General features: G+C 71.0%; 11 protein-coding genes. 7 read left to right on the forward strand and 4 right to left on the reverse strand.

Annotated elements, in window-relative coordinates; genetic code table 11:
* Nucleotides 1-69 precede the first annotated feature (69 nt).
* Complete coding sequence (locus tag KNO15_RS21910; RefSeq protein ID WP_241706078.1) at nt 70-501, forward strand: hypothetical protein; 432 nt, start codon at nt 70-72, stop codon at nt 499-501.
* On the forward strand, nt 498-1,739 hold the full coding sequence (locus KNO15_RS21915) for a serine/threonine-protein kinase (RefSeq protein WP_241706079.1): 1,242 nt from the start codon (nt 498-500) through the stop codon (nt 1,737-1,739). Before KNO15_RS21910 ends, KNO15_RS21915 begins: the two co-directional genes overlap by 4 nt.
* A gap of 6 nt (nt 1,740-1,745) precedes the next feature.
* On the opposite strand, the gene KNO15_RS21920 is transcribed toward KNO15_RS21915, so the two are convergent.
* The 4 genes from KNO15_RS21920 to KNO15_RS21935 all read right to left on the reverse strand — a co-directional run bounded on the left by KNO15_RS21920 (nt 1,746) and on the right by KNO15_RS21935 (nt 8,965).
* A complete protein-coding gene (locus tag KNO15_RS21920) occupies nt 1,746-2,264 on the reverse strand; it encodes a DUF2127 domain-containing protein (RefSeq protein WP_241706080.1) in 519 nt (172 codons plus the stop codon).
* Between the two features lie 95 nt (nt 2,265-2,359).
* Complete coding sequence (locus KNO15_RS21925) at nt 2,360-3,967, reverse strand: ABC-F family ATP-binding cassette domain-containing protein (RefSeq protein ID WP_241706081.1); 1,608 nt, start codon at nt 3,965-3,967, stop codon at nt 2,360-2,362.
* 163 nt (nt 3,968-4,130) lie between these two features.
* Nucleotides 4,131-7,040, reverse strand: coding sequence for an aminotransferase (locus tag KNO15_RS21930; protein ID WP_241706082.1), 2,910 nt, complete (start codon nt 7,038-7,040; stop codon nt 4,131-4,133).
* Nucleotides 7,041-7,081: 41 nt separating this feature from the next.
* Complete coding sequence (locus KNO15_RS21935) at nt 7,082-8,965, reverse strand: MOSC domain-containing protein (protein ID WP_241706083.1); 1,884 nt, start codon at nt 8,963-8,965, stop codon at nt 7,082-7,084.
* Between the two features lie 259 nt (nt 8,966-9,224).
* On the opposite strand from KNO15_RS21935, the gene KNO15_RS21940 reads away from it, so the two are divergent.
* From KNO15_RS21940 to KNO15_RS21960, 5 genes are read left to right on the forward strand one after another with little or no spacing between them, the layout of a single operon-like run.
* Nucleotides 9,225-10,850, forward strand: a complete 1,626-nt coding sequence (locus KNO15_RS21940; RefSeq protein ID WP_241706084.1) for an ABC transporter substrate-binding protein — start codon at nt 9,225-9,227, stop codon at nt 10,848-10,850.
* Nucleotides 10,851-10,852: 2 nt separating this feature from the next.
* Complete coding sequence (locus KNO15_RS21945) at nt 10,853-11,824, forward strand: ABC transporter permease (RefSeq protein ID WP_241706085.1); 972 nt, start codon at nt 10,853-10,855, stop codon at nt 11,822-11,824.
* Nucleotides 11,821-12,702, forward strand: coding sequence for an ABC transporter permease (locus tag KNO15_RS21950; protein ID WP_241706086.1), 882 nt, complete (start codon nt 11,821-11,823; stop codon nt 12,700-12,702). The genes KNO15_RS21945 and KNO15_RS21950 overlap by 4 nt, the downstream gene beginning before the upstream one ends.
* Nucleotides 12,699-13,547 (forward strand): ABC transporter ATP-binding protein, encoded by an 849-nt coding sequence (locus tag KNO15_RS21955; protein ID WP_241706087.1) that lies wholly within the window; start codon nt 12,699-12,701, stop codon nt 13,545-13,547. Before KNO15_RS21950 ends, KNO15_RS21955 begins: the two co-directional genes overlap by 4 nt.
* Entirely contained in the window at nt 13,544-14,299 is a 756-nt protein-coding gene (locus KNO15_RS21960) for an ATP-binding cassette domain-containing protein (protein WP_241706088.1), read from the forward strand. The genes KNO15_RS21955 and KNO15_RS21960 overlap by 4 nt, the downstream gene beginning before the upstream one ends.
* Nucleotides 14,300-14,309 lie beyond the last annotated feature (10 nt).

Genomic DNA, 14,309 nt, shown 5'->3' on the forward strand with positions numbered 1-14,309 from the left:
CGGCACCCTCGACTCGACACCGACCGGATCTGCGGCTACCGTGCTTGAGGCCGTGAGGAGGTGACGAGCATGAGGTCGGACGCGCGACGGGTTCGCCGTGCGCTCGCCGCGGGCGCCGTCGCGCTGGCGCTCGGGCTGACGGGCTGCGCTGCGGGAACCGACTACGCGACCCAGACCGCGAGCACGCTCCAGCACGGTGTCCTGGAGGTCGCGACCGCGGCCCAGGCCGGCGACCTCGCCGGCGCCCAGACCAAGCTCGCTGCGCTGGCGAAGCTGAACGACGCCGCACTGGCGAAGGGCGAGATCGGAAGCGACCGGCACGCGGCGATCGAGAGCTCCATCGTCGCCGTGCGCGCCGACCTGACCCAGCTGCAGGACCAGGCGGAGAAGGAGCGGCTGCAGCAACAGCTCCGGCAACTGCAGCAGCAACAGCAGAAGCCGGACCAGAAGGGCAAGGGCAAAGACAAGGGCAAAGGCGGCGGCGAAGGCGGCGACGGATGATGTCGACGACCGACGAGACCCCGCAGCAGCTGACCTCGGCGGCCGGCACGCTGATCGCCGACCGCTATCGCATCCTCGAGCGCATCGGCCGGGGAGGCCTGGCCGACGTCTACAGCGCGACGGACGAGGCCCTCGGCCGGGAGGTCGCGCTGAAGATCTTCCGCCCGGAGTACGCGTCGGCGGCCGACCTCCGCCGGCAGCAGGACGAAGTGCGGATTCTCGCGACCCGATCCCATCCGTCGCTGGTGACGCTGTTCGACGCGATCTCGGACACCGAGGGCCACGCCGTGCTGGTGCTGGAGTACGTGAAGGGCTCCGACGTGCGCGAGCGCCTGCGATCGGGGGCCATCGCCGCCCCCGCCGTCGCCGCGATCGGCGCCGACATCGCACGTGCGCTCGCCTACCTGCACGGGGCGGGGGTCGTGCACAGGGACGTCTCGCCGGCGAACATCCTCCTGCCGGAGTCGGCGGCCTCCGGTGTCGCCGCGAAACTGACCGACCTCGGCATCGCGCGCCTGGTCGACGACGCCAAGGTCACGGCGACCGGCACCGTCATCGGCACGGCGAGCTACCTGAGCCCGGAGCAGGCCGCCGGACGACCGCTGACCGCGGCGACCGACGTCTACTCGCTCGGTCTGGTGCTGCTGGAGTGCCTGACGGGCCGTCGCGAGTTCCCCGGCACGGCGGTGGAGTCCGCCACGGCGCGGCTCTCCCGCGACCCTCGGGTCCCGGAGTCGCTCGGCGCCGCGTGGGGAGACCTGCTCCGTGCGATGACCGCGCGCGACCCAGCGGTGCGGCTGCCCGCCGCGGACGCCGCCGTGCGCCTGAGCGCCCTCCTCGCCCAGGAGGCGCCGACGCCTGGGCCGACGGCGGTGCTGCCGGCGCCGGACGAGGTGCCGACGGCGCCGATGGCGGCGAGGGACGTGACGACGACGCTGCCACCGACGGTGCTGCTCCCGACGGAAGGCGAGCGGACGGAGGCGGCTCCCGCGCGGGACGCGGCACGGCCTGCGTCGCCCGGACGGCCGACGTCCCGCCGGCGCCGGAGGACAATCGCGATCATCCTGGTCCTCGACGCTGTGGCGGCGGTCGTCGCCGTGATCCTGACGATCGGCGCGCTCGCCGGGTCCGCGCAGCCCACCCCCGACCCGGTCGGCAGCTACCCCGCCGTCGGCGGCACGCTCGGCACGCACCTGAAGCAGCTGGAGCACCAGGTGTCGACGTCGTACGCGCCCTGATCCGCGCTAGTCCGCCACGGGTCGCCGGAAGACCCACGCGACCGTCCCGCGCCAGGTCGTCCGCAGTTCGCGCCCGCGGCGCCACTCCCGCCAGGTCAGCCAGATGATGACCGCGTCGAAGACCGTCAGGATCGCCACCCCGATCGACGGATGGGTCACGAGCTCGTAGAGCTGGAAGATCAGGAAGGCGCCCAGCGCCGCCATCGCCCACGGGTAGATGCGACGCGACCCGACCAGCAGCGCGATCACGATCGCGACCTTCACGACGCCGTGGACGAGCAGGTAGACCGCGGCGAACACGATGCTGCCGTGCTGGAGGTGGGCGGCGCCGTGCACGATGAGGTTGGCGATGAGGTCGTGTGGGTCCTCGGCCAGCTCGCCCGAGGTCGCACGGTCGGCGGCGTGCTGCAGCTTCGCCGGAGTGACGAACAGCAGCACCACGCCGCCGACCAGCTCGACCAGGCCGTCGAGACCCTTGAACAGCACGCCGAGGAGGAAGACGAGATCGAGGACGCGCTCCCTCATCGAACCTCCTGAGTCGTGGGCGGGCGTCCCTCCCGGTCGTGTCCGCGGTCGACTTCGACGATAGCCCTCGCCGAGGTCGGCGCGCTCATCGACGGTCAGGCGGGAGGCGCGAGCTCGGTCAGCGTTCCGTCCGGCCCCAGCTCCAACCTCCGGGTCAGTCCCAGTCGGTCGAGGAACCGGTCGTCGTGACTGACGACGATCACCGCGCCCTGGTACTCGCCGAGCGCGTCGACGAGCTGGTCGACGCTGGTGATGTCGAGGTTGTTGGTCGGCTCGTCCAGCACCAGCAGCTGTGCGGGAGGGTCCGCGAGCAGCAGACGTGAGAGCAGCACCCGGAAGCGCTCGCCGCCGCTGAGCGACGAGACCGGGCGGTGGACGTCGTCGCCCTTGATCAGCAGGCGGCCGAGGCGGTTCCGGATCAGAGCGTCCGGCACGTCCGGCGCGATCTGCCGCACGTTCTCGAGGGCTCCGGCATCCTCGTCCACACCGCCGAGACTCTGGGCGAGGTAGCCGACGCGGGACGTGTGCAGCCGCCCGCCGGCACGACCGGGCTCGACCTCGTCGCCGCCGATCAGGGATTCGAGCAGGGTCGTCTTGCCGACGCCGTTCGCGCCGACGATCGCCACACGCTCGGGGCCTTGCACGGTGAAGGTCCGGTCGGTCCCGACGAGTTCGGCGATCCGGCGCCCGGCCGGGACGTCCGGATCGGGCAGCTGCAGGGAGATCCGCTGGTCCGGGCGCACCCGCGAGGCGGCCTCCTCCCTGGCGGCCTTCGCGGCGTCCAGGCGGTCGTCGAGTCCGGTGCGCAGCTTGCCGGCGGAAGCCTCCGCGCGCGAGGCGAGCCCGTTCATCAGGATCTTCGAGCCTTTCTTGTTCGCGTTCGCGGTCGCCGCGTTCCTGGCCCGCTTCGCCAGGCGGCTCTCGGCCTCCGCCCGCTGTCGCCGCTCGGCTTTGACGGCTCGTTCGGCCGAGGCCGCCAGCTGCACCGCCGACGCCTGCTGGGCGTCGAGCGCCGCCCTCCACTCGCTGTACGGGCCGCCGAACACGGTCAGCCGTCCGTCGTACAGTTCCGCGGTCCGATCCATCCGATCGAGGAGCTCCAGATCGTGACTGACGACGACGAGCGTCCCCGGCCAGGTCTGGAGCAGCTCCGCGAGCATCGACCGGGTGGGGCGATCCAGGTTGTTGGTCGGTTCGTCGAGCAGCGTGATCGGGAACCGGCGGACCCGGAGGCCGGAGATCGCGATGAGCATGACCTCCCCGCCGGAGAGCGTGTGCACCCGGCGGTCGAGATCGGCGGACGAGAAGCCGATCGCGCGCAGCTGTTCGTCGGCGCGCGACTCGATGTCCCAGTCGTCGCCGATCGTCTCGAAGCGTTCGGCCGAGACGTCGCCGGACTCGACGGCCCGGATGGCGTCGACGACCTCCTGGATTCCCAGCAGGCCGGCGACGGTGGTGTCGGCACGCCAGGTGACCGACTGGCGGAGGTAGCCGACCTCGCCGGTCGTTGACACGGTGCCGGAGGACGGAGTCAGCTCGCCGGCGATGAGACGGAGCAGCGTGGACTTGCCCGCCCCGTTGTCGCCGACGAGCCCGGTGCGCCCCGGCAGGAAGGAGCCGCTGACGTCGGTGACGGCAGGCCGGCCGTCCGGCCAGCTGAAGGAAAGGGCGGACAGGACGATGGAAGACGTGCTGGAAGGCATGGAAGAACCTCGAAAACGGAGAGAAAGATCGATCGGATGAGCAGAAGCCCGATCGCTCCGGCGGCACGGGATGGCCACCGGCGACCGGTGGCTAGGCTCTGTCGATCTCGTCAATCAGCACGAGGTCACCCTACCAAGCCCGCAGGATCACCCGCTCACCTGCTCACCAACCGGACGTGAGCACTTCGTCCAGGCGATCCACGAACGCGTCGGCGTCGGCAACGGTGAGGCAGAGCGGCGGCTTGATCTTCAGGACGCACTGGCGATCGCTGGTGGGTTGGACGATGACGCCCAGCTCGCGGAGGCGCTCGCAGATCGCTTCCGTCTCCTCCGTAGCCGGCTCCAGCGTGTCGCGGTCCCGCACGAACTCGAGCCCGAGGTAGAGGCCCGAGCCGTGCACGGCGCCGACGAGAGGGTGGCGGTCCCCGAGCTCCCGCAGTCGCCGCGCCAGGTGCGCACCGACGATCGTCGCGTTCTCCTGGAGGCGCTCGTCGCGGAGCACGTCCAGGACGGTGAGCCCGACGACGCACGAGACCGGACTCCCGCCGGCCGAAGAGAAGAAGTATCCCTGCGTGCGGAACCGGTCGGCGATCGCGCGGGTGGTCACGACAGCTCCGAGCGGGTGGCCGTTGCCCATCGCCTTGGCGACCGCCACGATGTCGGGGACGACCCCCTGCTGCTCGAAGCCCCAGAACCACTCGCCGAGCCGGCCGTAGCCGACCTGCACCTCGTCGGCGATCGCCACGCCGCCGTGTTCCCGGACGGCCGCGTAGACCGCCTCCAGATACCCATCGGGCAGCGGGATGCCGCCCGCATTTCCGTAGAACGTCTCGGCGATAACCGCGCCGACCGGGGTGCCCTCGGCCGCGAGGCGATGCACCTCCGCTGCCGCCTCGAGGCCGTACACGGAGGCTTCCGCGCCCCGGTGCGTGCCGCGGTAGCTGTTCGGCGATTCGACCGTGTGCACCCAGCCCGGTCGGGTGGCGAGCGCCTGAGGGTTGTCGGCGATGGACGTCGAGACGGCGTCGGCGAGACCGGTCCAGCCGTGATAGGCCTCGCGCATGGCCAGCACGCCCTCCCGATCGGTGGCCGCGCGAGCGAGCCGGAGTGCGAGCTCGACGGCCTCCGAGCCGCTGTTGACGAGGAACACGGTGTCGAGGTCGTCCGGCAGAAGCGCGGTGAGCCGTTCCGAGAACTCGACGACCGCCGGGTAGTTGAAGCGCGAGTTGGTGTTCAGCGTGCGGAGCTGGCGGGCGACCACGGAGGCGAGCCTGGGGTGGGCGTGGCCGATCGCGGTGACGTTGTTGAGCACGTCCAGGTAGACGCGTGCGTCGGCGTCGATCAGATACTGCTTCCACCCGCGCACGATCACCGGCGGTTCGTCGAAGTAGTGCTCCTGGACCGATGCGAACGTGCGGTCACGGCGCGCGAGCAAATCACCCGGCGCCAGCGCGAGGGGAGGAACCGTCCGCCCGAGGAGGAGAGCGGTCGGGTCGGCGACCAGCGCGCGCCAGCCGTCGACCAGGGCGGGTTGCACCGTCCATGCGGCCGGGGCGTCCGCCCGGTGCAGCCGAACGGCCAGCGGGCCCGCCGCCGTGCCGATCGGGTCGCCCGCCGCCACCACCGCGCCGGGTCCGATGGCGGCCTCCGCGCCTTCCAGCCGAAGCAGGAGGCCGCCGCTGCGGAGCTCGACGCCGTCGGGGGAGATCTCTGCGACGCCTGGCCAGGGCGCCACCAGCCGCGCCTGCTCCGCGAAGGTGAGCTCGACGCCCAGCACCGAGTTCTCCGGTTCGTCGGCCTCGTAAGGGCGCGAGCGGGTGAGTCGGGGCTCGGCGAAGCGCGTCATGGTGGCGCGGGCGCCGGAACCGAGAGCGGCCGCCGCGATCGCCGTCTCCGCGTCCGGGTCGAGCCAGACGCCGCCTTCGAGCGCGTCGCTCGACGCCGAGAAGTCGAGGACGGCGATATCGTCCGGTGCGAGAGCGGGGATGAGCGGCCCGGCAGCGGGCATGACCAGGATGGGGCGCTCGTGGCCGGTCGCGCCGAGGACCAGGGCGGTCGTGACGTCGAGAGGCAGTGCGGTGGCGCGCTCGAAGATCGCCGTCTCGTGGGACAGGTTCTCCTCGGCGTAGACGTTGCCAGGGTCGGTCGCCAGCACGTGGTGCGCGCTGGCGATCAGCACCGCCCCGCGCAGCACGACGAGCGGCCAGAGCGCCTGCACCTCGTCATGGCCGAGCGGCGACACGGCGGAGTACGCGGTCAGCGCGGGCAGCGTCGACCGGATGCTTCCGTGGGCGTGGTGCAGCAGCGAGGAGACGGTGATCGCCGGCTCTGCCACGCGCCAGCTGCGGTTGAGATCGCCGAAATCGATGACGCCGTCCGGGCGGCGGCCGATCGGGTCGTCGGAGACGAGGTTGTCGTCCGTCAGGTCACCGTGGATCGGCTGGACCGGGAGCCTGCTCTCGACGCGCTGGACGTGCACCCACGCCGACTCGGCGGCGACGAGGAGTCGCCCGCGGAGCGCCGCGTCCGGCACGGACGGGAGCAGGGCGTCCAGCACCTCAGGCGCTCGGCGGAGATCCCACTGGTGGACGCGTTCCAGGCCGGGGTGGTCGAGACCGGCCAGGGCGACGTCGACCCGGGCCGCCAGTGCTCCGATCGCGCGGGTGTTCGCCCGGGAGAGGTGGCCGCCGCCGGCCAGCGAGGACCCGTCGACATACTCCAACAGTCGTGCGTTGAGCTCCCGTCCGTTCTCGCGGAACGTGTAGACGGTTCCGCCGTCCGGTCGCACGACGGACAGCGGCGCGCGGACTCCCGCGGTGTCGGCGACGCGCGCCGCCGCTGCCGACTGTGCTTCCAACTCCTCTGCGGTAGTGCCGGGGTTCGCCACCTTGAGGAGCAGACGGGCGGTGTCGGTCCGCAGCAGGAAGTTGCGGTCCTGGTGACTGCCGAGTGCGCGCGCGACGCCGCGGACACCGAACCCGTCGGCTGCGATGGTCTCCGCGTCCGACGTGCCGAGGGCGGGCGGCGCCGGCTGGACGAGGCCGGCGGGGGGCAGGGCGGAGTGCGTGTTCACAGGGTTTCCTTCCGGAGAGGGGAGCGGGGCGGTGACCGCGGTCAGGCGGGAGGCTCGAGCACCACGTCCGAGGTCGGGGCCGTGCAGCAGACCAGGATGCGGCCGGCGGCAGGCGATGTCAGCGGATCGGTCAGGTATTCGACGGTGCCGCTGCGGAGGACGCGTGCGCAGGTGCCGCACGCGCCGACGCGGCAGCCGCTCGGCCAGTCGGCCCCGACGCCTTCGACGGCATCGAGGATCGAGCCGGCGGGAGGCGTCCACATCGCTTCGTCATCGCCGAAGCGAAGGCGGTGCGGACCGGACGTGGAGGGCCGGCGCGCAGGGGCGAGGGCGGCGGCGGTCGGTGAGTAGAAGACCTCGAACGCGAACCGGTCCGGCGGAAGGCCGAGGACGGACAGTCGATGGCGGAGTTCCGTCGGGAACGCGCCGGGACCGCAGGCGTAGGCGGAGACCGTGCCGAGCGCCGCGCCGTCCGGTCCGGCCAGCTCCGCGAGTGTCGCTGAGAGATGAGCGTCGGTGGGGCGGCCGGCGATCGCGCCGAGCTCCGCCGCCCGGTCATCGTCCTCCCGGGAGAGGTGCAGCTGGGCAGCTGCATCGGGGAGCGCAGCGCACAGCGCGACGACTTCGTGCCAGAGCGAGAGATCGTCGCCGGTCCGCTCGGTGTGCACTACGCGCACCGGACGGCGCGTCCCGCTGAGCGCGCGGAGCATGGCCACGGTCGGGGTGATGCCGACGCCGGCGCTGAGCAGCAGCACCGATCCCGTGTCGTTGGGGGAGTCGTCGAGCGTGACGTCGCCGAACGGCCCGGTGACGACGAGCTCGCCGCCGGCGTGCACCGTGTCGTGCAGGAATCGGGAGATGCGGCCGTCGCGCTTCACGCTGATCCGGAACCGGCCGGGCTCGACGCCCGAGATGGTGTAGCACCGCCATCCGGGCGCCTCGGCGCCGGGAACGTGGATGCGCACGTGCTGTCCGGCGGCGGCTTGCGGAAGGAGTCCGAGTGGGTCGTCGAACCAGAAGCTGACGACGGAGGGCGACTCCACCGCACGGTGCACAACTCGACCGGTTCGCGGCCACTCGTGCGCCCCGACCGGCCGGGGATCCGCCTGCCCGACGATCTCGAGCTCGTCGCCGCCCGCGATCCTGCCACCGTGCACGACACGCGCGTACAGACCGCAGAACATGTGACCGAAGCTGCTCGCGAGCAGGGCGGGCACGTTGAGATCCGAGGCTCCGGTGATGGGGTCGATCGTGGTGGCACGGCAGCGGTCGGTGGGCTGGAAGACCTCGAGCACCGCGTCGCCGATCCGGATGCGGCGACCCAGGAGGTCGAACTCGCCCCAGGCGGGGAGGCCCTCCAGGTAGAGGTTGGCCCGGAACCGGCGCGGATCGACCGGCTTCCCGCCGGCAGCGGCCAAGGCCTCGAGGGTGGCGAGATTGATGATCGAGAGGTGCGCAGCCGGCCAATCCCAGAGGCCGCCGCTGCGCCGGACGAGGGTGGGAGGACCGAGCGGGCCGCTGGGCAGCTCGTCGCCGAGGAGCGCCTCGACGGCAGTAGCCCGGAGCGTCTCCTCACCGAGCCGGAGCGTCGCCTCCCGGCCGTCGGGAAGGGTCAGCCGGAGCAGCGGGCGGGCGTTCTCCGGGTGATCGAGGGCGGTCCCGAGCCGCACGACCCGCTCGTTCTTCGCCACGTGGAAGTACGTCTCGCGGGGGTTCCACCCGGTGGCGCTGCGCGGGGAGACGACGCCGTTCTCGATCGCATGACTGCGATCCCAGCGCAGTCCCCGGCCCGGTACGAGCAAGATCGACCCGTCTGCGGGGACTCCGGGAAGGCCCTTGACCGGATACCGCACGATGCTCGCGACGCGCGCTGCGGCCATCGGCTGCTCCTTCCGGGTGCGGTCGACGCCGGATCGTTCCGGCATGTCAGTGAAGATAGCGACAATCGCGGGGACCCGTCAACGGCGACGTTCGCGTTTCCGATGTCCGGCCCACGGTTTTCATGGCGAGGGCCACGGGAGGATTTCTCCGCCCGGGGTATTGACGCGGTGGGCCGTGGACGCTAAATTGCCTCCAATGCCGGAACGATCCGGCATCGCACTTCACCGCTACTCCGGGTCACCCCCAACCCCATTCCGCCCGCCCCGCGGCCTCGCCGCACCCACAGCGCAAGGAGTCGCCAGCATGCGAAAATCCCTGACAATCGGAGCGGCCGTCGCCACGGTCGCGCTGCTCCTCACCGCCTGTTCCTCGAATGACAAGGATGTCAGCACGGGAACGGGAGAAGTCTCCCCCGGATTCCTCAGCGTCGCAGACACGTCGCTCCCCACCGGGGGCACCCTGCACGCCGATCTCGACTACGACACGGTCGAGGCGAACGGCCTCGATCCACGCTTCGCGACCACGGCCCGGTCCTGGACGATCGAAGGGCTCAGCTACCAGACGCTGGTCGCCGTCGACCAGAAGTTCGGATTCAGGCCGGAGCTCGCCACCTCCTGGGATATCGTCAGCCCCACCGAGTACGTCTTCCACCTCCGCAAGGACGCCGTGTTCTCCAATGGCCGGCCGATGACCGCCGACGACGTCAAGGGAAGCATCGAGCTGCTGCAGGAGAGCAAGTCGTCCTGGGCCCTCCAGCTCGGCCCGATCTCCTCCGTCGAGGTGAGCGCGCCCGACCAGGTGACCATCCACCTCTCGGCGCCCTACACCGCGCTCCTCGGCGCCCTCGCCAACACCCCTGCGGCGATCGTCCCGGCGGCCGAGGTGCGAGCGGGCACGGTCGATCTCGCCAAGCAGATGGTCGGCACCGGACCCTACGTCGCCTCTGCGCACGTCCAGGACGAGTCGTGGACCTTCGAGAAGAACCCGCACTACTACGACGCGAAGAAGGTCGGCCCCGACAAGCTCGACATCAAGATCGTGCCGGACGAGGCGAGCCGACTGGCGGCGATCCGTGACGGCAGCGTCCAGTACGCGTTCTTCAACAACGCGGACACGCTCGACCTGCTCGCCGGCACCAAGGAGGTGAAAGCGGTCAATCAGCAGAACACCGACTTCTACTACCTCATCCTCAACTCGACCAACCCGTCGTCTCCTCTGCACGACGAGAAGGTCCGGTTCGCCGTCAACGCCGCCATCGACCGGGCGCAGCTGTCGGACCTCACGCTCGCGGGCCATGGCAAGGCGACGGGCGTCACGCCCGTCGGGCTGCCCGGTTCGTGCTCGCCGTCCCAGCTCCCGTCCGCCAAGCTCAGCAAAGACGACATCACGAAGCTGCTGAAGGACGCCGGCGCGAGCAACATCCACCTCAGCCTGGTCACCTGGAACGAGGAGAGCGCACCGGGCAAGATCGCGCAGGTCATCCAGCAGCAGCTGCGCCCCTACGGGATCACGGTCGACATCAAGGTCGTCGACACCGCGACCTACTCCGCCGCGTTCTACGGAGGTGACAAGACCGCCTCGGCCGACCTCGGCATCAGCTGGTACGCCGGCTACGGCGATGCCGCGATGGTCTCGCGCTGGTGGAACACCGACCAGGCCACCTTCACCTCACGGTTCATGACCGGATCGAAGACCCTCAACGATCTGGTCGTGCAGGCCAACGAGGAGCCCGTCGGCGCCTCGCGCGACGCCGTCCTCACCAAGCTGTGCGCCGAAGTCGACCGCACCGCGGAGCAGGTGCCGCTGATGACCCGCCCCGGTGTGATCGCCTACCGCACCGACAAGCTGAGCGCCACCATCAACTCGACGGAAGGCTACGGCGACATCTTCCGCTACCTCACCGACTTCCGGCTGACGGGGTCCAAGTAGCGATGCGAGTCCTCCGTTGGCTTCCGGGGAGGCTCCTGAGCGCGCTCGTCGTGTTGGTCGGCGCCTCGATCCTGATCTTCGTGGCGATCAGGAGCCTCCCCGGCGACTTCAGCCAGATCGTGCTCGGCCCGCTTTCCAGCGACGCGGCGAAGGAGCAGCTCCGGCAGACGCTCGGCCTCGGCAAGAGCCTGCCGGAGCAGTACGCGCTGTGGCTCGGCAATGCGATGCACGGCGACTTCGGATTGTCGCTCGCCAGCCAGCGGCCCGTCCTGGACGAGATCCTCGCCCGCCTCCCCGTCACGGCCATGCTGGCGGCGATCGCGATGATCGTCACGGTGCTCGTCGGCGTCCCGCTCGGCATCTTCGCCGGCACGCACGCATCGACCGGCCGACGGAGTGTAGTCACCCGGATCGTGTCGACCATCGGCATCAGCCTCCCGGAGTTCGTCGTCGGCTCGATCGTGGTGTTCCTGTTCTCGCGCTTCGACCTCGGCCTGTCCGTCGGCGGCTTCGTGTCGCCGGCGCAGGAGTTCTGGGCGGGGACTGTCAGCCTGCTGCTGCCGGCGTTGGTGCTCTCCGTGTTCTGCGTCGCCGCCACCGCCCGCACGACGCGCGACTCGGTGATGGGCGTGCTGGTGGAGCCGCACATCGCCGCGGCCGTCGCGCGCGGGGAGTCGCCCTGGTTCATCGTGCGGCACCACGTGCTGCGCAACGCCCTCATCCCCGTTCTGACCCTCACGGCGACGATCACGGCGTACCTCTTGGGCGGAACCGTGATCGTCGAGCAGGTGTTCAACGTGTCCGGTCTCGGCAGTTACCTCGTGCTCGCGCTGAGTCGCCGCGACTACACCGTGATCCAGGCGTGCGTCCTGCTCGCGACCGCGGTGTTCGTGGTCGCGAGCCTGCTGGTCGACGTGCTCACCGGCGTCATCGATCCCCGGGTCAGCGTCGCGAAGAAGGGGAGGAGAGCGTGACCGCGATCGTCTCGGAGAAGAGGACCGGCAACGCGCTCGTCCGCGCCTGGCGGTACCTCGCCTCGTTCGACGGCCTGACGAAGACGGCCATGTGGGTGCTGCTCGTCCTCTTCCTCTCCGCGCTGTTCGGCCGTGTGCTCGGCCTCGGCGGAAGCCCCACCGACATCGTCGGCCGCCGGCTCGCTCCGCCGTCGCTGGAGTTCCCCGCCGGCACCGACAGCCTCGGCCGCTCGCTGCTGCCGCGCCTGCTCGAGGGGATCACCACCACCCTGCTGCTGTCGGCCGTGGCCGTCGCGCTCACGGCCGTCATCGCCACGTTCTGCGGCATCGTGGCCGGTTACCGCGGCGGCAAGACGGGCGGCACGATCATGCGCGTGGGGGACATCCTCTACGCCTTCCCGGCGATCGTCCTCGCGATCCTCGTCGCCGCGGTGGTCGGCCCGGGTATCATCGCCGCCCTCGCCAGCATCGTGCTCGTCACCGTCCCGCTGATGACGAGGATGGTCGGACAGGCGACCCGCCAGGTCGTCGAACGCGACTTCATCACCTCGGCCGTGATCAGCGGTGTGACCTCTCGGACGATCATGACGCGGCACGTGCTGCGCAATGTCGCAGGCACGATCGCGGTGCAGGGCACCTACGCCCTCTCGGTCGCGATCCTGGTGGAGGGCGGGCTCTCGTTCCTCGGCTACGGCGTGCAGCCTCCCGGGTCGTCGCTGGGCCTGCTGGTGCAGGAGGGCACGGTCTACATGGTGACAGCGCCGTGGCTGATCATCGCCCCCGGGGCCGTGCTCGTCGTCGCGATCCTCGCCATCAACCTCATCGGCGACGCGCTGCGCGACCGGTTCGACCCGCGGGAAGCGAGGCGACTGACATGACCGCCATCCTCGACATCCAGGACGCGACGGTCGAGTACTCGACCCGCGGCACCCTCGTGCGCGCCCTCGATGGCGCGACCCTGCGGGTCGAACCGGGCGAGACCGTCGGCATCGTCGGCGAGTCTGGCTCGGGCAAGTCCACGCTCGGGCTGCTGTGCGGCAGGCTCCTCCCGGCGAACGCCACCGTCACCGCGACGCGTGCGCTCGTCGACGGCGCGGAGCTGCTGGGGCTGGACAACGAAGGCATCCGCCGGCTGCGCAGGGAGTGCCTCGGCTTCATCCCCCAGGACCCGGTGGCCGCCCTCGACCCGACCATGCGGATCGGACGCCAGCTCGCCCTCGCGTTGCGCGGCCTCCCGACCGACACCGCGTCGCTGGTCGCCCGGCTGGACGGTGTCCGCATCCGTGAGCCCGAGCGGGTGCTGGGGCTCTTCCCGCATCAGATCTCCGGCGGGATGGCGCAGCGGGTGGTGATCGCCATGACCATGGCGCGGACGCCGCGGCTGCTCGTCGCCGACGAGCCGACCGCCGCGCTCGACAGCAACGTGCGCTCCGAGGTGGCGAAGCTGATCTTCGGGCTCGCGACGGAGGCCGGCGCCACCGTGCTCTGGCTCAGCCACGACCTCCGCTCGGTCGGGCGGTGGTGCGACCGCGTCGTCGTCATGTACGGCGGGAAGGTCGTCGAGGACGGTCCTGCCCAGCAGGTGCTGGAGCACCCGCAGCACCCCTACACCGTCTCCCTCGCGGCCGCGGACCCCGCCAGGGCGACGCCAGGTGAGCGGATCCGGACTGGTTCGTTCGGTGTCGCGGAGGTCGCGGCCCTCACGAGAGCGGAGAAGCGATGACCACCGACATCCTGCAACTCGACCACGTGACGACCGAGTTCGTCAGCGGGTGGGGCCGCGGCCGGTCCGTGCTCACCGCCATGCGCGATGTCAGCCTCGCGGTCGCCCCGGGGGAGACCCTCGGCCTCGTCGGCGAGTCCGGCTCCGGCAAGTCGACGACCGCGGCCGTCGCCCTGGGGCTGCGTGCGCCGACCTCCGGCGACGTGCGGTTCCTCGGCAAGCCGTTCGGGCGGACGAAGGAGCGGCTGGGACTCGTCCAGGCCGTCCCCCAGAACCCGTTCTGGTCGCTGGACCCGCGGCTGCCGGTCGCCCTGTCGGTCGCAGAGCCCCTCGCCGCGCTCGACCGTTCGAAGCTCTCGGCGCACGCGCCGGCCGTCCATCGGATGCTCGAACAGGTGAGGCTCGATCCTGCGCTCGCCGACCGGTTCCCGCACGAGCTCTCGGGCGGCCAGCGCCAGCGCATCGCGATCGCGCGGGCCCTCATCACCCGGCCGCGGTTCATCGTCTTCGACGAGGCGGTGAGCGCGCTCGACGTGTCGGTGCAGGCGCAGATCCTGAACCTCATCGTCGATCTCCAGGCCGAGCACGGCTTCGGAGCCCTGTTCATCTCGCACGACCTCGCCGCGGTGCGCTACGTGGCCCAGCGGATCGCGGTCATGCGGCTTGGCGAGATCGTCGAGCTCGCCGAGACCAGCCGGTTCTACGACACCCCTCAGCACGAATACTCCCGTCAGCTCTTGGAGGCACTGTGACAACTGGAGA

The sequence above is a fragment of the Leifsonia shinshuensis genome (genome assembly GCF_022606355.1).
GTDB classification, from domain to species: domain Bacteria; phylum Actinomycetota; class Actinomycetes; order Actinomycetales; family Microbacteriaceae; genus Leifsonia; species Leifsonia shinshuensis_B.